The following is an 18,328-nucleotide window of genomic DNA, read 5'->3' on the forward strand; positions in this document are numbered from 1 at the left end:
CAACATGTGGCCGACGACCAAACCGCCGATCGCGGCAACAACATTCGCGCGCAAATCCGGCCTAGAAGTTGATCATGTGGCCGGCCAGGCCGTGGATGGCCTCCTGCAGCGCCTCCGACAGTGTCGGGTGCGTGTGCACGTTGCGGGCCAGCTCGTTGACGGTCAGATCCCACTTCTGGGCCAGCGTCAGCTCGGGCAGCAGCTCGGACACGTCGGGTCCGATGAGGTGGCCACCGATCAGCTCGCCGTACTTGGCGTCGGCGATCAGCTTCACGAAGCCGGTGGGGTCGGCCAGGCCGTGCGCCTTGCCGTTGGCGGTGAACGGGAACTTGGCGACCTTGACCTCGTAGCCCTCCGCCTTGGCCTGCTCCTCGGTGAGCCCGAAGCTCGCCACCTGCGGCTGGCAGAACGTAGCGCGCGGCATCATCCGGTAATCGCCGAACGCCATGGTCTCGGCACCGGCGATGGTCTCGGCGGCCACCACGCCCATCGCCTCGGCCACGTGCGCCAGCATCAACTTGGCGGTCACATCACCGATCGCGTAGATGTGCGGGACGTTGGTGCGCATGTAGTCGTCGATGGCGATGGCGCCGCGCTCGGTGAGCGCCACACCCGTCGTCTCGAGGCCGAATCCGTCGACATTGGGCCCGAAACCGATGGCCTGCAGCACCTTCTCGGCCTTGAGTTCGTCGGTCTTGCCGTCCTTACTCACCACGACGGTCACATCCGACCCGTTGTCGGTGATGGACTCGACCTTGGTGCCGGTGAGGATCTTGACGCCCAGCTTCTTGTACTGCTTCTCGATCTCCTTGGAGACCTCGGCGTCCTCGTTGGGCAGCGCGCGCGGTAGGAACTCGACGATGGTCACGTCGACGCCGTAGTTCTTCAGGACGTACGCGAACTCCATGCCGATGGCGCCCGCGCCGGCGATGATGATCGAGGCCGGCAGCTCCCGCGTCATGATCTGCTTCTCGTAGGTGACGACGTTCTCGCTCAGCGAGGTGCCGGGCACCAGCCGGACCGACGAGCCGGTCGCGATGATCGCGTTGTCGAAGGTGAGCTCCTCCGAACCTCCAGCGCCGCCGTCCTCGTTCAATTTGACCGACATCGACTTGGGCCCGGTGAAGGTGCCGTAGCCGTGAACCTCGGTGATCTTGTTCTTCTTCATCAGGAAGTGCACGCCCGCGACGCGGCCCTCCGCGACCTTGCGGCTGCGGTCGAACGCCGCGCCGAAGTCGAAGCTGGCCTCGCCACTGATGCCGAAGGTCTTGGCTTCCTTGGTGAAGATGTGCGCCAGCTCCGCATTGCGCAGCAGGGCCTTGGATGGGATGCATCCCACGTTGAGACAGACGCCGCCCCAGTACTTCGGTTCGACGATGGCGGTGGTCAGCCCCAGCTGGGCTGCGCGAATGGCGGCGACATATCCGCCGGGGCCGGCTCCGAGAACGACGACGTCATAGTGAGTCACATGCACACCTTATAGGCGCGGCGACGAGGAGGGTCGGGAGACCGATTCAACTGCGCGAAACGTGGGTATGCCGCGGGGACCTATCGCCGGAAAGGGTCGATGCCCCATGTCAAATTCCTTGATGCCGCACTTCAGCGACGTGCAGGCGCACTACGACCTGTCTGACGAGTTCTTCCGGCTGTTCCTCGATCCGACCCAGACCTACAGCTGCGCCTACTTCGTGCGCGACGACATGACGCTGCAGGAAGCACAGGTGGGCCGACGCGTTGGAAGCGCATCGCGAGCAGGCCCTCGCCATCACCCCGGACGAGGTCTACCAGCGCTACATGCGGTACCTGCGCGGGTGCCAGCACTATTTCACCGATGAGATGCTCGACGACAATCTGGTGACCTACGTCAAACCCGAGGCCTGACCCCACTCGGCACCGGACACGCCTCTTCGACGTGGTCGACGACGAGCGTGCCGCCGGCCACCGGTCGCGCACCCTGGGCGTACTGCGCGCCGGTGACGGGCGGCTGCGCGCCCAGTTCGGCGTTCTCCGCTTCGGTGAACACCCGGCCGCGCGACAGGAACCGCTTGCCTTCGGGCGCCTCCAGGCTGAACCCGCTGCCCCGCCCCTCGACGACGTCGATGATCAGCTGCGTGTGCTGCCAGGCCTCGAACTGTGGCCCGGAGATCCACACCGGGACGCCGTCGGGGCCGACGTCGAGCACCGCCAGCAGGACGTCCCGATCCCCGACGATGAAGTCGCCGTCGGGGTAACACATCGGCGACGACCCGTCGCAGCACCCGCCGGACTGGTGAAACATCAAGGCCCCGTGCTGGTCCTGCAGCGCGCGCAACAGCTCGGCGGCTTCGGCGGTGATCAGCGCCCGAGATGGCATACGGCCACCCTACGCCGGAGGGTAAGAATGACCGGGTGAGTTCTGAATCCCTCGCCTCCGAAGATCCCTACCTGTGGCTGGAGGACGTCACTGGTGACGACGCCCTTGCCTGGGTGCGCGAGCACAGCGAGCCGACGATCGCCGAGTTCGGCGGCGAGCGCTTCGAGCAGATGCGCACCGACGCCCTCGAAGTGATGGACACCGACGCCCGCATCCCCTACGTCCGGCGGCGCGGCGAGTTCCTCTACAACTACTGGCGCGACGCGGAGAACCCCCGCGGGCTGTGGCGGCGCACCACGCTGGACAGCTACCGCACCGACGCCCCCGAGTGGGACGTGCTGATCGATCTGGACAAGCTCGCGGCCGATGAGGACGAGAACTGGGTCTGGGCCGGTGCCGACGTCATCGAGCCCGGGCTGAACCTGGCATTGATCGCGCTCTCGCGCGGCGGGGCCGACGCCACCGTGGTGCGCGAGTTCGACATGGAGACAAGGCTGTTCGTCGACGACGGCTTCAGCCTGCCGGAGGCCAAGTCCAGCGTTTCGTGGGAGACGCCCGACACGGTGTTGGTCGGCACCGATTTCGGGCCTGGCGCCATGACCGAGTCGGGGTATCCCCGGATCGTCAAGCGGTGGCACCGTGGGCAGCCACTGTCGGAGGCCGTGACGATCTTCGAAGGCACCGCCTCGGACGTCAGTGTCGGCGCGGGTTACGACAGCACACCGGGTTTCGAGCGGTTGATGGTGTCGCGGTCCACCGATTTCTTCAACCGCGAACGCTACGAGGTCCGCGGCGACGAGCTGATCCGCATCGACGTACCCACCGATGCCGCGATCTCCATCCACCGGGAATGGCTGCTGATCCGGCCCCGAGGCGAGTGGACCGTCGGTGAGACGACATACGCGGCGGGGACGTTGCTCGCCTCGCGCTATGACGACTACCTCGCCGGAAACCGGGATCTGAGCGTGGTTTTCGAGCCCGACGACCACAGCAGCATGCAGAATTTCGCGTGGACCCGCGACCGGCTGCTGCTGCAGACCTTGGTCGACGTCATCGGCCACATCGAACTGGTCACCCCCGGCACGTGGGAGCGCGAGGACATCCCCGGCGTGCCCGAGCATGCCACCACGGTCATCGTCGACGTCGACGAGTACGGCGACGAAATATTCCTCGATTCAAGCGGATTCGACAGCCCGTCGCGCCTGCTCTGGGGGCATGCCGGCGGCGCGGTGGCCGAGATCAAGCGGGCGCCGGGCTTTTTCGACGCTTCCGAGGTCGAGGTGTCGCAGCACTTCGCGACCTCCGCCGACGGCACCCGCATCCCGTATTTCGTTGTGGGACAACGCGGTGTCACAGAGCCCAGGAAGACACTGCTGAGCGGGTACGGCGGCTTCGAGTCATCGATGCTGCCCGGCTACGCCGGAGTGCTCGGCCGGTTGTGGCTGACCCAGGGCGGCACCTACGTCGAGGCCAATATCCGCGGCGGCGGTGAATACGGCCCCCGCTGGCACACGCAGGCGATACGCGAGGGCCGCCACCTGGTCTACGAGGACTTCGCCGCCGTCGCCGCTGATCTGGTGCGGCGCGGCATCACGACTGTCGACCAGCTGGCCGCTGAGGGTGGCAGCAACGGCGGGTTGCTGATGGGCGTGATGCTCACGCGGTATCCGGACTTGTTCGGCGCCCTGGTGTGCAGCGTGCCGCTGCTGGACATGAAGCGGTATCACCTGTTGCTCGCCGGTGCCTCGTGGATGGCCGAGTACGGCGACCCCGACAACCCCGACGACTGGGAGTTCATCTCGAAGTACTCGCCATACCAGAACATTTCGGCCGATCGTAAGTACCCGGCGCTGCTGATGACCACCTCGACGCGCGACGACCGGGTACACCCCGGCCACGCCCGGAAGATGACGGCAGCGCTCAAGGCCGTCGGCCACCGCGTGAGCTACTACGAGAACATCGAGGGCGGACACGGTGGGGCCGCGGACAATTCGCAGGCCGCGTTCAAGGCCGCGCTGGTGTATTCGTTCCTGGAGCGAACCGTCGGCGGCTCGTGATTTGTGCACGATTTTCCGCGCCGACCGCGGATTTTGTGCACAAATCGCTGTCAGGCGGTAGGAGCTCCCGCGGGCTTGGGCTTACGGACGACCCGGCGACCCAGGTTGCCCAGCAGTGTCACGAGGACGCCCAGCACCACCAAGCCACCGCCGATGGCGAGGGTGCTGTTGAGCCACTGGTGGGCGTTCGCGATGGCCGTATCGACCATGACGTCGGCCACCTGCCGGACGTTTCCGGTGGTGCGGTTCAGCCCATCGCTCACGTAGCGGCGTCCCACTTCGATGCCGGCCCAGCCGGCAGCGCCCACGATCATGGTCGAAATTCCCAGGGCGGCAACGGTTTTTCCGCGGGATCGGGTCACTGCGAGCGTCAGCAGGGCGAACACGCCCGTCAGGACACAGATGCCGACGCGCGCCCACGGTCCCCACGTCGTCGCGGCACGGAACTGGCCTGGCCGCACCGACTGGGCCGAATCGGTGATCGGTACTTCGATTTTCGACGGGACGCGGATCCCGAGCGCCGTCAGGGTCGCCCTGAACGACCCGTCCGACAGCATCGGTGACAGGTCGATGGTCCAGCGGCCGGATGCGTCCGAGTGGGCCATGGTGTCGGTGAACAGCCAGTCGTGCGCGTAGCCGTTGGCGATGCCGAACTGCCCGGGGAACACCGAGCTGGAGGTGTAGAGGCCAGCCGCATTCGACATGGTGCTGGTGCTCAGGTCATAACCCGCGCTGGTGGCCAGCTTGTTGATCTGGATGCCCAGCTCACTGGCAGTGGCCTTCTGCAGGTCGTGGTTCTTGGCGGCCGTGGTCGCCAAGGCGACGTAGCCGCCCCGGTCGACGATGGTGTGCTGGGCCCAGCAGACCGGCACAGCCACCGCCACAGCGATGGTGGTGACCAGCCACAACAGCAGTGTCGCGACGAATCGCAAGCGCCCTCCTAGATCGGTGGGCGCCGCTCAGTCGGCCAGCGCCCGTCCCACGATCAGCGGGTCGGCGTGCCCGACCACCTCATGGTCCTTGTTGTCGTAGTCGAACTTACCGAGAACGTGGCGCATGGCGTTGATCCGGGCGCGCTTCTTGTCGTTGCTCTTCACCACAGTCCACGGCGCGACCTCGGTGTCGGTCCAGGCGAACATCTCTTCCTTGGCCGCGGTGTAGTCGTCCCACTTGTCCAGCGACGCCAGATCCGTCGGGGAGAGCTTCCACTGCCGCACCGGGTCGACCTGGCGGATGGTGAACCGGGTGCGCTGCTCGGCCTGCGTCACCGAGAACCACAACTTGGTGAGGCTGACGCCGTCGTTGGTCAGCATCTGCTCGAAAAGCGGCGCCTGACGGACGAATTCAGCGTGCTGCTTGGGTGTGCAGTAACCCATCACGCGCTCCACGCCGGCGCGGTTGTACCAGGAGCGGTCGAAGAGGACGATCTCGCCGGCCGCCGGCAGATGCGTCACGTACCGCTGGAAGTACCACTGGGTACGTTCCTTCTCAGTCGGCTTCTCCAGCGCCACGACTCGGGCGCCGCGCGGGTTGAGGTGCTCCATGAACCGCTTGATGGTGCCGCCCTTGCCGGCGGCATCGCGGCCCTCGAAGACGATGACGTGCCGCAGCCCGTTGGCCTGGCTCCACTTCTGCAGCTTCAACAGTTCGATCTGCAGGAGACGCTTCTGCTCCTCGTACTCCTCGCGCTTCATGCGCTCGTCGTACGGGTAACCCTCGCGCCAGGTGTCGACCACTTCCCCGCTGGGCAGCAGCACCAACTCGGGATCGTCGTCGTCGTCATCGCGAACGGCGTAGCCGTTGGCGGTAGCGGTGTCGAGGGTCACCGGCCGAAAATAACGGCTCCGCCAAACCTGACGGTGACATCCCGGTGAACAGCAGGTGCTACTTGGCAGTGCGCTTGGACCGGATCAGCGACACCTTGGTCAGCACGTTGTTCATGCGCGCCAGGGCCTTCATCGAGTTGTGGTAGTAATTGCCGCCCGTACCTTTGCTGGTGCGCGGCTCGACCACCGTCTCCTGGCGACAGTACTTGCGGATGCCCTCGGCCCCGCCGAACCGCGCGCCGATGCCCGACGTCTTCCAGCCACCCATCGGAGCGGTGGTGCACATCAGGTTGGCCAGCACATCGTTGATGTTCACCGCGCCACAGTCGAGTTGCAGTGCAACGTCTTTGGCCCGCTGCACGTCGCCCGAGAATACGGTGGCACTCAACCCGTACGGGCTGTCATTGGCCAGGCGGACCGCGTCACCGACCGTGGCGACCTTCATGATCGGCAGGGTCGGGCCGAACGTCTCCTCCGTCATACACGCCATGGAATGGTCGACGTCGACGAGCACCGTCGGCGGGTAGAAGCTGCCGGGGCCGTCGGGGCGCTTGCCACCTGTCAGCGCCCGGGCACCGGCCGCCAGGGCCTCATTGACGTGCCGCTCGGTGATGTCGACCTGGCTTGCGTCGATCTGCGCGCCGAGGTGATAGCCCTCGCCCGCGCCCACCTTGAGGTTATGCACCGCCTTGACGACGGCGTCGACGAACGCGTCGTACACCGACTCCAGCACGTAGACACGCTCGACGGACACGCAGGTCTGCCCGGCGTTGAACATCGCGCCCCAGACCGCGCCGTTCGCGGCCAACTCCACGTCGGCGTCCTCGAGCACGATCATCGGGTCCTTGCCACCGAGTTCGAGGCTGACCGGGGTGAGACGACGCGCCGCGCGCTCCATCACCTTGCGGCCGGTGGCCGTGGAGCCGGTGAATTGAACGAAGTCGGAGTTGTCGATGACGGCCTCGGACACCTCGCGGGCGCCCTGAGCCAGTGCGAGCACCTCGGGCGCCCCGGAGTCGGTCCACCCGCGCAACAGCAACTCGGCGGTCAGCGGGGTCCGCTCGGACGGCTTGAGCAGCACGGCACAGCCGGCCGCGAGCGCCCCGATAGCGTCCATCAGCGCGTTGGCGACCGGGTAGTTCCACGGCGCGATGATGCCTACCACCGGACGCGGACGGTAGTGCACGGTGATCTTCTTGACCGAGAGCATGGGCATGGGCGCCGGCCGGGTGTCGGGCGCCAGCGCCTTCTCCATGGTCTTCACCACGTACGAGATGATCAGGATCGCCAGCGGAATCTCGACCTTCGCGTCGACCATCGACTTGCCGGTCTCGCGGACAAGCAGCGCCTCGACCTCGTCGCGATGATCATTGAGCCACACCGCAAAACGGGCCAGCACCTTCGCCCGCCCCTGCGGCCCGCGGGCTTCCCACTCCGACTGCGCGGCGCGCAGACCTGCGGCGATGCGCGGTACGTCGGCCGAGTCCGTCCACCTCACGGTTCCTGCGATGGCACCGGTGGCAGGGTCATAAATGGTGCCGGAGCCCGGCGACTGGACGTCAGACGTAGCGGTCATACGGCCATCGTAACGACCAGGTGTGACAGGGGTCGCACCCGGCTTGACGCGTGTCAACTTTAGGCGTGTCAGCGGCGGTCGCGGCGCGCCACTCGGCGGCGAGTATGCGCACAGATCACGGATCCGGCCGGATCTGCGATCTGGCCGCATGCTCGGGAGCGGCACTACGACTCGGCACGACACCGGCGACCCACGCCGCCAGGCACACCAGACTGGACCCGAACAGCAGCGCACCGACGGTGTCCGTGAAGTAGTGGTAGGTGAAGGCCTGGCCGAGCATGCCCGCCGGGACGAAGATGCCGGCCAGCACCCGCGACCACAGCACCGCTCCGGCCGCCACGACGATCATGCCGACAACCGTGACCATAAGAGTGGTGTGCCCACTGGGATAGGCCAGCGCACCACCCTTATGGCGACCGAACAGCGGCTTCACGAAGCGTTCGATCACCAGCGCCGCCAGCGGGCACAGCGCCATCGCCACCGCGATGCTCCATCGCCTGCGCCATAAGGCGACTGCCACCGCGATCGCCAGCATCGCCAGCAGTGTTCTCGGGTCGGTGAAGAACAGCAGCCAACCGGAGTACGGCCGGGTATCACGGCCGGCCTGCTGGAAGACATCGTCGACCGGCGTGGATGCCTTGCCGACAGTCCAGCCCAACACGGCCATCGTCACCAGCCCGACCGCCGGCCACCAGCGGACGAATTTCTCCGTTGTCATCGGGCGGTCATCGGTGCGCGGCGATACCCCGTACGTACGCCGCCTGCCCCAGGTGCTGCGCGCAGTCGTCGACGATGCTGACCAGTCGCGCGCTCGCGGTGACCGGCGGATTCCAGCGTCGATCAACGATCCGCTCGAGTTCCTCCGACGTCACGGTGGCGATGTATTCCAACGTCACCTTGTGCACCGCGCGGTAGTAACCGACGAGCAAGTCGACCGGCGGCCGCACCTTGCCGACGTCTTCGGGAGTGTGGCCGTACCCGATGTCGTAGCCGGGGGCAGCACTGTGCGGCAGGTCGAGAGCGAACCGCTGCTCCCACCCCTCACTCGTCCACACCTGATCGACGCCGGCGATGTCGCACAGCTGCATGTCCTGACACCGCGCGCTGTGCCACAGCAGCCACGCGATGCTGTTGGCCTCCGGCGTCGGGCGCCAGCACGACACCTCTTCGGTCAGACCGTCGGCGACATCGTCGACATGCTCGATGAGCCGAGTGAACGAGTCGCGCAACAGTTCTCGCGCCGCGGCGGTGTCAGACATGGCTCCGACGCTACCCGACCTGGCGGTCGGCGGCCGAGCCGTGGAACACCGCTTCCACGTTGTTGCCATCCGGGTCACGCACGAACGCACCGAAGTACTCGGGATGATATTCAGGCCACAGCCGGGGCGCGTGCAACGACTCGGCGCCGAGTGCGACCGCGGCCTCATGGAAAGCGGTCACCGTATCCGCATCAGCAGCGTGGAAGGCCACGTGCACCTCGCGGTTCGGCCCCGACGCCTCACCTGCACTGGCATCGCCGATCCAGAATTCCGGCCGCCCGGCGGTGCCGTAACCGATGGCGACCTCGAAATCCATCTGGCGGCTGTACCCGAGGACACCGAGCACGGTGTCGTAGAACTCTTTGGACTTGGCCCAGTCGCTGCAGTTGATGCCGACATGATCGATCATGCCGCGATCGTGCCACGAGCCACCGACAACAATCGGAGCGGCGAACCCACGCTGGGCCCGCCGCTCCGATTGGTGATTCAGTTGTCGGCCAGGGTGCGGTAGAGGGCCTTCTTGGCCTCGGCGACCGCAGCGGACACCGTCGCAACGGCCGACTTCAGGTCGGCCTTCTGTGCGTCGTTGCCGGTGAACTTGATGGTGCGCGCCAGACCGGCGAGCTCGAACAAGTCCTTGCGCAGCTTGATGACGTCACCGAACTTCGCCGCCTGCCCGAGGAACGCCTGCACCGTCTCGCTGCTGACGCCGCGCCAGGCGAGCAACTGCTCACCGAACTCGGTCAGCGTCGCGACGCCGTCCTCGACCGTGGCCACGCCGCGCGCGGCGAGAAGTGAGATGACGAACTCGACCTTGTCCACCGGCGGGGCGAACGCGCCGTCGGTGATCTCCGAGACCCGCTGCGAGAGCTGCTCGGCAGTGGCCGGACCTTCCTGTAGTAGCGCGGCCGCCGCAATCGCGGCACGCTTGATACGACCCTTGAAGAAGTGGTGCCCGCCCCCGGCCCCGAAGCCGCCGCCGAAACCACCACCGAAGCCCGGGCCGCAGGCGCCGGGTCCACCCGCGCCGGGACCCGCGCCGGGACCGAAGCCCCCGAAGCCCGGGCCGAAGCCCCCACCGAAACCGGGGCCGAAACCAGCTGAGAACATCGCAATTCCTTTCGTTGATTCGATGCATCTTGTACCTATCACGATACATCGTTTCTGCAATGCCTAGCCGTTCTAATCTTCAACTCAAAGCCAACTCACAGATCTGATGAGGGCCTGGGTCGTACGTTGTTCACATGAACGCAGCGGGCGCGGCCTACGACATCGTCATTCGGGGCGGACTCATCGTCGATGGCTTGGGCGGCATGCCCTTCCGTGGCGATGTCGCAGTTCAGGACGGGTCCATCGTGGCCGTCGGCACTGTCGAGGGGACCGGCGCGCGCGAGATCGACGCCACCGGCAAGCTGGTCACCCCCGGCTTCGTGGACCTGCACACCCACTACGACGGACAGGCCATCTGGTCGGAACGGATGACGCCGTCTTCCGCTCACGGCGTAACGACCGCCGTCATGGGCAACTGCGGTGTCGGCTTCGCGCCGTGCCGCCCGGACGATCACGACGTACTCGTCGACGTGATGGCCGGCGTCGAGGACATCCCGGGCGTCGTGATGGTCGACGGCCTGCCATGGACCTGGGAGACCTTCCCCGAATTCCTGGACGCGGTTGACGCGGGACGCCGGGACATTGATGTGGCCGCGTTCCTGCCGCACTCGCCGCTGCGGGTGTACGTGATGGGCCGGCGCGGTGTCGATCGCGAACCCGCCACTCCCGAGGACCTCGCGCTGATGCGCAAGCTGGCGGCCGAGGCAGTGGAGGTCGGTGCGCTGGGTTTCGCGTCGTCCCGACTGACCCTGCACAAGACCTCTGGCGGGCAGCCCATCCCGAGCCATGACGCGGCACAGGTGGAAATCGAGGCCATCGCCCGCGGCATCGAAGACGGCGGCGGCGGACTGATCCAGTTCGTGCCCGACCTGTTGGCGGGCGACTACGAGGTCGCGCTCAAGACCGTGTTCGACGTCGCCGCCGACGTCGGTCTGCCCGTCACGTTCACGCTGGCGGTCGGCAACGCCGGGCCGGCCACATTCGAGGACGCGCTGCGCATGGTCGAGAAGGCCAATACCGATGGCGGTTCGATCTCGGCCCAGATCTTTCCCCGGCCGATCGGCCTCGTCATCGGCCTCGAACTGTCCGGCAACCCGTTCGTGCTGTACCCGTCGTACCGCGAGATCGCCGACTTGCCGTTGGCCGAGCGCGTCGCCGAGATGCGCAAACCTGAGGTACGCCAACGCATCCTGAACGACACCGCGGCTGCCGACGGCCACCCGCTCATGTTCGCGGCGCAGGCGTGGGACTACATGTTCCCGCTGGGCACTCCCCCGAACTACGAACCGGCACTGTCGGATTCGATCGCGGCGCGGGCCGCCGCCCGCGGCGTCAGCCCGCTCGAAGAGGCCTACGACCGGGTGCTCGACGACGACGGGCACGCCATGCTGTTGGTCACCCTCGCCAACTTCCGTGACGGTTCGCTCGACACCGTGGCCGAACTGATCCGGCGCGATGACGTCATCCTGGGCCTCGGCGACGGCGGCGCCCACTACGGAATGATCTGCGACGCGTCATTTCCCACGTACCTGCTGACGCACTGGGTGCGCGACCGGGCTGCCGGCCGGCTGGACCTGGCGCATGCGGTGAAGGAACTGACGTCGGTACCGGCGCGCGTCGCTGGCCTGGCCGACCGCGGCCGAATCGCGGTGGGCTACAAGGCCGATCTCAATGTGATCGACCACGACGCACTGACGCTGCACAAACCGACCATCGAGCACGACCTGCCCGCCGGTGGGCGCCGCCTGGACCAGACCGCAGACGGCTATGTCGCGACCATCGTGTCCGGCGAGATCATCGCCGAGAACGGCGTGCCGACGGCGGCGCGGCCGGGACGGCTGGTCCGTGGCCGCCAGTCGGCGCCGGCAGCTCAGGCAGCCGCGCTCGCGTGATCCGTCACGGAGCTTGTGCCGCTCGGATCGGGATGAGCACCACCGGCAGGCTTGTCAGCGCCCCCGGATGGTTTGTCAGATCCAGCGGTCGACGTTGATGTGTCGGCGTTACCCATGGCCGCGCCGCTGGGGGCGGCTTTGGTGCCCGGCCGAACCTTGTTGCCCGACTTGACCTTGTCGGCCGTCGTTTTCGGCTTGTCGGTACTTCCTGCCGTGGCCGTGTCGCCAGCCTCGGGTCCGGCGGCGGGTCCGGCCGCCGGAGCTCCGGTACCGGTTGCACCGCCCTGTTCGCCCGGCTTGTTCTGCGGCACCGTCGGAGCGTCCGGGGCTTTCGAAGCGTCTGGGGCATCTGGGCTCTTCGAGTTGTCCGGCGCCTTGGTGGCGTCCGGGACCTTCGTGGTGTCCGAGACGTTGGTGGCGTCCGGGACCTTCGTGGTGTCCGAGACGTTGGTGGCGTCCGGGGCCTTGGTGGCGTCCGGGGCCTTGGTGGCGTCCGAGACGTTGGTGGCGTCCGGGGCGCCCGACACCGCGAGTGTCACCGCATTCGCACTCGGCCCGGTGACCGCCGGGATGTCGGCGGCACCCACGCCCGCGACCGCGGCAGTCGATACGGGCGCCGCGCCCGCGGCTGTTTTCGCAGCCAAGAGATTCGGCGGTACCGGCGCCGGAAGGTTCGCCAGCAGATTGTCGAGCCCCTGTTGAAGATTCGCGACCACGTTCGTCGCGAACTGGCCGACCGGCCCGGGGAGAGTGGTCAGCGGATAGCTGAGGTCGTTGATCAGGTAGCCCGCCAGGCCGCCTTGGGCGTCGGAGCCGAGCAGCCCGTAGATCAAATTACTGATCAAGCCGGGAATTGCTTGCGGGGACTTGATGGCCGACTCGATGGTCGCCACCACGTTGTAGGGCAGGAAGCCGGCATAGTCGGTGACATCCCATAGCGCCCACACCGGAGCCAGCGGGAGGTTGTTCACCGACGTCAGGATGCGCCCTGCCGTCGTCGCCCAGAAAGCGTCGGCCCCGGCGGCCCCGGCGGCCGGATCGGGGAGCCCGCTCAGCGCGCTGCCGATCGTGTTTGCGATGCCGTCGACGATGCCATTGATCAGCCCGGGCTGGGTGCCGTTGGGACCCAGCGGGTAGGGAAACGCAAGAGCGATGTCGCCGAGCGCATTCGTTTTGAAATCCCACGGATAGGTGTAATACGGATACGACTCAGCCGGGTTGGCGTACCGATTGACCAGCCAGCTCAACACCGATGGGACATAGTCCGGGTGTTGTACGGCGACGGCGATGGCGGTCAATGCGTCGAACGGCAGCGACACCACCGCGTCGATCGGAATCGCCACACTCCCGGCCGCGCCCTGGACGAACCAGCCCACGCTTCCGAAAAAGTCGGTGATCAATGAGGTGTTGACCACCTTGGCCGCAATGATCGGTTGCACGCGCTCCGTCGTACCGATCGCCGACCCGGCCACGACCACGCCGGCGGTCAGAGCCGCGGCTGCCAACCTGGTCGGCATCAGTCGAACGGAAGCAGTCATGAGAGCGACCCCCTGAGGTGTGACGACAACTGGGCGATGCAGCGCCGCGATGGACCTAAATTGACTTGAATGTCAATTGTTACCAGATCCCCAGCGCGCCCGCGGTCGGTTCAGCTCGACACTTGAGTGCTCCTGCCAGCAAGCACCGGTTCGGCGGGTCCAGCGGACCCAGCCCCTGCGCTCTGCGCGCCTTGAGCTCACGAACCTGACCACAAGGCGATCTTTCGACCAGTTCTTCGCCACCCGGTCAGTGGCGCGGCAGCTCACTCACGATCGATACCTGTGGCACCGGAATCCTCCAGCAACCGCTTGAGCACATCACCCGGATCGCCTTGCTGCGGATGCAGTTCATGCGTCGACACCCCGCCGGATTCGGTCGCGACACGGTCTGCGCCAACGGTGTCGGGGGCCTGCGTGGTGGGTCCGCCGGCCGGGGCTTGACCGTCCGGATCGCCTTGGCCCGAGCCCTGAGCGTCGGGACCGGGCGGCGGGTTTCCTGAACCCGATGGCGGATTGCCGGGACTCTGGGGCTGCTCACCCGGGCTCGGCGGCGGATTGCCGGGGCTCGGCGGCTGCTCACCCTGGCCAGGCGATTGGTCGTTCTGACCCGAGTCACCCTCCCCGCCGCCGTTGCCCTGCCCGCCCTGCCCGTCCGAGGACTTCGGCTCCGGATCCTTCAGCTTGTCCTGCAACCGCTTCGCCGTGTCGTTGCGGTGTTTACGCTGCTCCTCGTCGGGCTCGGTCGTCGTGTCGAAACAACCGGCTGGCGCCCGCTGCACCACCGTGAGCGCCTCTTGCCACAGCGGTTTCGCCTGGTCGCGGTGCTTCTCGTTGTTCTTCACGTCGCCCCGCGCCTCCAGCACCACGGCGAGGTTGATGCGTACCGGGCACGAATCGTCCTGGTCGACCAGTTCCAGCGATTTCTTGAACTCCGACTCGGCGTCCGACAGCTTGCCTTCCAACAAATAGCGGTCGCCATCGGCGAAATACGCCTTGTAGGAGTCGATCACGTTGAACGACTTGAGCTTTCGCACGTCGTGGTCCATGCCGTAGGAGTTGTATGCGAAGAAGTTCGACCTCGCGGACTGCCCGTAGGTCACCATCGTCACCACCTTGACGGCGATCCCTACCACCAACAGGGCCGGCAGCACCGAGATGGCCACCAGTTTGCGCCGCAGGACCTTTCGCCTCGGGCCGGATGAGAAGTACCGGCCGACCGCCGCGATTACCGTCCGCCACACCGCGGATATCTGCGTCATTCGTCCCGCACCTTCGTCATGCGGGAGACCCGGTATTCACGCGCCATCGCGAACAGTTCGTAGCCCATCAACAGCATCGCGATCGCCGTGAAAATCCAGTAGAACTCGGTGCGCTCCCCCGGCAGCGAGACCTGTTGTCGCTCTGTGGATGCCTGCACATCCAGGGCCGGGATGATCGTGGCCGTCGAATCGCCCGGCGCCCGGTGGTAGTACGGCAGTTTCAGCTGGCCGGCGACGGTCTTGAGCGACGCCTCGTCGAATGCCGAGAGAAACTGCGCGCCACTCGGGTCCGGAAAATAGGACACTTCACCGGTGGCCCCCAGCTTGCTGGCGACCCGGCCGCCGCCTGCCGTGCCATACCCGAGTACCGCGCCCCCGGCGATCAGTCCCGCGGGGATGTCGAATTTCGTCGCCGGCCGCTTCGAGACACCCGCTCCCTCACCGAGATAGAAGACCACGTTGTGCGAACCCGGGTACTGCTTGTACGCCAGCTCCAGCTGGCGCTTCAACTGCTCGTCGGCCGCACCGACGTCGACCTGGTACACCGAATCGAAGTCCGCCCCATAGGCCGAATAGCCCTTGAGCAGCGCCCGCAGACTCCAGACGTCATCCGACAACGGCCAGTCGACACGTGCCTTCGTGGCGAACGACGTGATCGAGAACCGGCCCGACGGGTACTGGTCGACGATCGACTGCATGTCGGCCCGAATCCCGGCCATCCGGAACTGGTTGTTCCCGTAGTCCTCGGCCTTGGAGTTGAGGGAGCGGTCGACGACGAAGAACACATTCACGTTCCGGCCGGCCGCCGCCGCGACGGACTGGTCCGAAACCTGTTTGTCTCCTTCGATTCCCGGCCGCGCGGCTGCCGCGAACAGGCAGACGATCACCAGGGTCAGCAAGCTCCAGCGCAGCACCACTTTGCGCTGGCTGCCTTTCCCGACCACGACCAACACCCGGTACAGGGTGAACATCCGCAATATCAGGGTCAGCCCGGCGAGCACCAGGAACACCCACCAGGCGACCACAGGTTCGAACGTCATCGACGCACCCCTGCGAGGCTGATCGAGAAGACGATCACCATGGCCAGAGCCACGGCCAGCACCGCGTCGGGCCGGTCGCGTACCTGCGCGACCAGAATGGTTCCGTCAGACCGGGTCAGCGCGGGCGGGTGCGCACGGATGTCGTCGAGATGGCCGCGAAGTGCCGCGTCCATCGCGTCCTGCTGCGTTCCGCTGTTGCCGCTCTTGGGATCCGCCGCGACATAGCTGACGAACCGCCCGCCGGTGGCCTCCGTGATGCCGCTCAGCGCGCCACCGGCGTCGCGCGTCGTCCGGGTCAGGACGTTCAGCTGAATACCCGAGGACTTCGCCAGTGCACCGAGCGCAGCGTCCGAGTAGATGGGCCCCTTCGACCCATCGACCGGACCCAGGTAGATCACCGAGCGCCGGGCATCCGACGGCTTACCCACTCCCGGAAAACCTTTCATGCACAGGGCCAGAGCATCGTTCACCGTCAGCCGGTAGTCGGAATAGTTGACGGTCCGGCCGAACTCGTGCTGCGCGCGTTGCAGCGTCGCGGTGTCCTCCGGCGATGGCTTCTGCTGGGTCTTCAGTCGCTCGAGGTTCGCATAGCGGCCGAGTTGCTCCTGGAGGTAGGGATGGTCGCGGGTCAGTGGGATCACCCGCAGCGTGCGGGACGTGAGGCCGAGACGCTGCGTCTCGAACTTCGCGGCCTGGTCACGGAAATACGAGAACAGCACGGACGCATCGTGGGCGGCCGGGTCATCCTCCACACACAGCATGATGTCCTCCGGGTGCGCCCGGTTGATGTCTGCGGCGGTGGCTTGTGCGCTCACTGGCCGCGCAGTGGCGATGATCGCGCACAGTGATACCCCGACCGTCGTTGCGGCGATGGCCGCCAACAGGATTCGGTACCGACGATAGGCGCGCGCGTACTCTGGCAGCTGGGTCAGGCGACCGACCCATGCCAGCGGACGCAGCCGGCGCTGCTGCTGTCTGAGCGGCCAGAGGAACGCGACGGCCACAATGACGACCAAGGCCGTCAGCCCCACGACGACCACCCACCACCATCTCAGCTCCATGACCGGATCGCGCTCCGCACCTGGGCTGCCGCGGCAGCAACATCGGGGTTGTCGACAACGTCGAATTGTCGGGTATACAAAGCCTTCACGATGGGCGCCGCCGCCGCCGCGGGCCCGCGCTCCACCTCACCCAACGTCATGTACTGAGCCCGCACACCCGTGCGGTAGAACACGAAATTCCGCAGTATCCGGCTCATTTCGGTGTACGCCTGACGGCTGCTGAGCTCACCGATCCGGTAGCGGTCGGCCACGTGACCGACCGCGGCACTGAACTTGCGCCGCAGCACCCGGGCATTGATGTCGCGGATCACCGGGATGGTGCGCAACCTTTCGACGGGCAGCGTCCACACCAACACGCCACCGAACCAGCCGATCACCCCGAGGATCAGCAAGATGCCGAACACCAGCCAGAGCACCGAGTACGGCAGCGGCGCCACAACCCATTTCAGAAAGTCATTTGCCACGGCCGGCCTTCTTCAACATCAGGGTGACGGCGTTGAACAACTCACCACTACCGGAAACCCGTGCGCACGGGATCGCCGAGCTGTTGACGTACTGCTCGAATGCCGCCTCCCGCCGCGCCTCGGCCTGCCGGTACGCCGCCAGCACCCGGTGCCCCAGGATCTCTTCGCGCAGCAGAGTTCTGCCGCTGTCGACGTCGTAGCCCTCACCGCCGAATCCCGGCGCTCCGATCAACGGGGCGTCACGCACCGTCACCCAGTACACGTCGTGCCGCGCCGCCACCTTGCGGAACTGCTCATCCAGCCTCGCGCCGACATCGGGTTCGTCGGAGATCGCGAAAACGATGTGCCGGCGCCGGAAGTGGTGCTGCACGTAGTCCAGTTGCGCGCAGATGTCGCTGCGGCCGCTGTCCGCGACGTGATGCCGGTTGACGCGTTCCAGGATGTGTTCGAGGTGCGCCTCACCGCGCCGGTTCGGCATGTGTGCCGATCCGGTCGCATCCCCGTATACCAAACCCATCTCGTCGCCCTTGCTGATGGCGATGAGCCCAACCAGGCCAACGGCATTGAGCACCACACGCTGCTTGACCTCGCCACTTGCGGCGTAGGCCAACATGTTCCGGCCGAGGTCGACGACCATCAGGATCCGCTGTTGCCGGTACGAGACGAATCGCTTGACCAGTACCTCGGGCGAGCGCGCCGACGCCTTCCAGTCGATGTCGCGAACGTCGTCCCCCGGCACATAGGGCCGCAGATCGTCGAATTCCAGACTGCGTCCCTGGAACATCGAGCGGTGCTCGCCCTCCAGCAGCCCGCGGGACACCCCATTGGGACCCGAGAGTCGATTGCCGGCCAAGGTCTGCGCCTTGACCTCCTGCAGTAGTACGCCCATCGCG

At 66.5% G+C, this 18,328-nt stretch carries 17 protein-coding genes and 2 pseudogenes; 4 read left to right on the forward strand and 15 right to left on the reverse strand.

Annotated features, from left to right (window positions below):
- Nucleotides 1-61: 61 nt before the first annotated feature.
- Nucleotides 62-1,468, reverse strand: coding sequence for a dihydrolipoyl dehydrogenase (gene lpdA, locus ACX12F_RS24495; protein WP_459366869.1), 1,407 nt, complete (start codon nt 1,466-1,468; stop codon nt 62-64).
- A gap of 106 nt (nt 1,469-1,574) precedes the next feature.
- On the opposite strand from lpdA, the pseudogene ACX12F_RS24500 reads away from it, so the two are divergent.
- Both ACX12F_RS24500 and ACX12F_RS24505 read left to right on the forward strand, forming a co-directional pair.
- A pseudogene (locus tag ACX12F_RS24500) lies at nt 1,575-1,730 on the forward strand (class I SAM-dependent methyltransferase); the annotation flags it as partial.
- A gap of 37 nt (nt 1,731-1,767) precedes the next feature.
- Nucleotides 1,768-1,881, forward strand: a pseudogene (locus ACX12F_RS24505) (SAM-dependent methyltransferase); the annotation flags it as partial.
- Here ACX12F_RS24505 and ACX12F_RS24510 read toward each other — a convergent pair.
- Nucleotides 1,865-2,353: a DUF779 domain-containing protein gene (locus tag ACX12F_RS24510; protein WP_459366870.1), complete on the reverse strand. Its 489-nt coding sequence runs from the start codon at nt 2,351-2,353 to the stop codon at nt 1,865-1,867. The pseudogene ACX12F_RS24505 and the gene ACX12F_RS24510 sit on opposite strands and share 17 nt — an antisense overlap.
- On the opposite strand from ACX12F_RS24510, the gene ACX12F_RS24515 reads away from it, so the two are divergent.
- A complete protein-coding gene (locus ACX12F_RS24515; RefSeq protein ID WP_459366871.1) occupies nt 2,347-4,410 on the forward strand; it encodes a prolyl oligopeptidase family serine peptidase in 2,064 nt (687 codons plus the stop codon). The two genes, ACX12F_RS24510 and ACX12F_RS24515, sit on opposite strands and share 7 nt — an antisense overlap.
- Before the next feature lie 50 nt (nt 4,411-4,460).
- On the opposite strand, the gene ACX12F_RS24520 is transcribed toward ACX12F_RS24515, so the two are convergent.
- From ACX12F_RS24520 to ACX12F_RS24550, 7 genes are all read right to left on the reverse strand, one after another.
- Nucleotides 4,461-5,342, reverse strand: a complete 882-nt coding sequence (locus ACX12F_RS24520) for a hypothetical protein (protein ID WP_459366872.1) — start codon at nt 5,340-5,342, stop codon at nt 4,461-4,463.
- Between the two features lie 27 nt (nt 5,343-5,369).
- Nucleotides 5,370-6,236, reverse strand: a complete 867-nt coding sequence (gene ppk2 / locus ACX12F_RS24525; RefSeq protein ID WP_459366873.1) for a polyphosphate kinase 2 — start codon at nt 6,234-6,236, stop codon at nt 5,370-5,372.
- Nucleotides 6,237-6,294: 58 nt separating this feature from the next.
- Nucleotides 6,295-7,812, reverse strand: coding sequence for an aldehyde dehydrogenase family protein (locus tag ACX12F_RS24530; RefSeq protein ID WP_459366874.1), 1,518 nt, complete (start codon nt 7,810-7,812; stop codon nt 6,295-6,297).
- A 115-nt stretch (nt 7,813-7,927) separates the two neighbouring features.
- Nucleotides 7,928-8,530, reverse strand: a complete 603-nt coding sequence (locus ACX12F_RS24535; protein WP_459366875.1) for a phosphatase PAP2 family protein — start codon at nt 8,528-8,530, stop codon at nt 7,928-7,930.
- 7 nt (nt 8,531-8,537) lie between these two features.
- On the reverse strand, nt 8,538-9,071 hold the full coding sequence (locus tag ACX12F_RS24540) for a mycothiol transferase (RefSeq protein WP_459366876.1): 534 nt from the start codon (nt 9,069-9,071) through the stop codon (nt 8,538-8,540).
- 10 nt (nt 9,072-9,081) lie between these two features.
- Nucleotides 9,082-9,480: a VOC family protein gene (locus ACX12F_RS24545; protein WP_459366877.1), complete on the reverse strand. Its 399-nt coding sequence runs from the start codon at nt 9,478-9,480 to the stop codon at nt 9,082-9,084.
- Between the two features lie 77 nt (nt 9,481-9,557).
- Nucleotides 9,558-10,181 carry a hypothetical protein gene (locus ACX12F_RS24550; RefSeq protein ID WP_459366878.1) on the reverse strand — a complete coding sequence of 208 codons (624 nt, stop codon included), beginning with the start codon at nt 10,179-10,181 and terminating at the stop codon, nt 9,558-9,560.
- A gap of 134 nt (nt 10,182-10,315) precedes the next feature.
- Between ACX12F_RS24550 and ACX12F_RS24555 the strand changes: the two genes are divergently transcribed.
- A complete protein-coding gene (locus ACX12F_RS24555) occupies nt 10,316-12,073 on the forward strand; it encodes an N-acyl-D-amino-acid deacylase family protein (RefSeq protein ID WP_459366879.1) in 1,758 nt (585 codons plus the stop codon).
- Here the strand turns inward: ACX12F_RS24555 and ACX12F_RS24560 are convergent.
- The 6 genes from ACX12F_RS24560 to ACX12F_RS24585 form a co-directional block, all read right to left on the reverse strand.
- Entirely contained in the window at nt 12,052-13,611 is a 1,560-nt protein-coding gene (locus ACX12F_RS24560; protein ID WP_459366880.1) for a hypothetical protein, read from the reverse strand. The two genes, ACX12F_RS24555 and ACX12F_RS24560, sit on opposite strands and share 22 nt — an antisense overlap.
- A gap of 263 nt (nt 13,612-13,874) precedes the next feature.
- Nucleotides 13,875-14,870, reverse strand: coding sequence for a tetratricopeptide repeat protein (locus ACX12F_RS24565; RefSeq protein WP_459366881.1), 996 nt, complete (start codon nt 14,868-14,870; stop codon nt 13,875-13,877).
- Nucleotides 14,867-15,910 carry a vWA domain-containing protein gene (locus ACX12F_RS24570; RefSeq protein ID WP_459366882.1) on the reverse strand — a complete coding sequence of 348 codons (1,044 nt, stop codon included), beginning with the start codon at nt 15,908-15,910 and terminating at the stop codon, nt 14,867-14,869. Before ACX12F_RS24570 ends, ACX12F_RS24565 begins: the two co-directional genes overlap by 4 nt.
- Complete coding sequence (locus ACX12F_RS24575) at nt 15,907-16,971, reverse strand: hypothetical protein (protein ID WP_459366883.1); 1,065 nt, start codon at nt 16,969-16,971, stop codon at nt 15,907-15,909. The genes ACX12F_RS24570 and ACX12F_RS24575 overlap by 4 nt, the downstream gene beginning before the upstream one ends.
- Nucleotides 16,962-17,435 carry a hypothetical protein gene (locus tag ACX12F_RS24580; protein WP_459366884.1) on the reverse strand — a complete coding sequence of 158 codons (474 nt, stop codon included), beginning with the start codon at nt 17,433-17,435 and terminating at the stop codon, nt 16,962-16,964. The genes ACX12F_RS24575 and ACX12F_RS24580 overlap by 10 nt, the downstream gene beginning before the upstream one ends.
- Nucleotides 17,425-18,324 carry a DUF58 domain-containing protein gene (locus tag ACX12F_RS24585; protein WP_459366885.1) on the reverse strand — a complete coding sequence of 300 codons (900 nt, stop codon included), beginning with the start codon at nt 18,322-18,324 and terminating at the stop codon, nt 17,425-17,427. Before ACX12F_RS24585 ends, ACX12F_RS24580 begins: the two co-directional genes overlap by 11 nt.
- Nucleotides 18,325-18,328 lie beyond the last annotated feature (4 nt).

The sequence above is a fragment of the Mycolicibacterium sp. HS_4_1 genome (assembly GCF_054515875.1).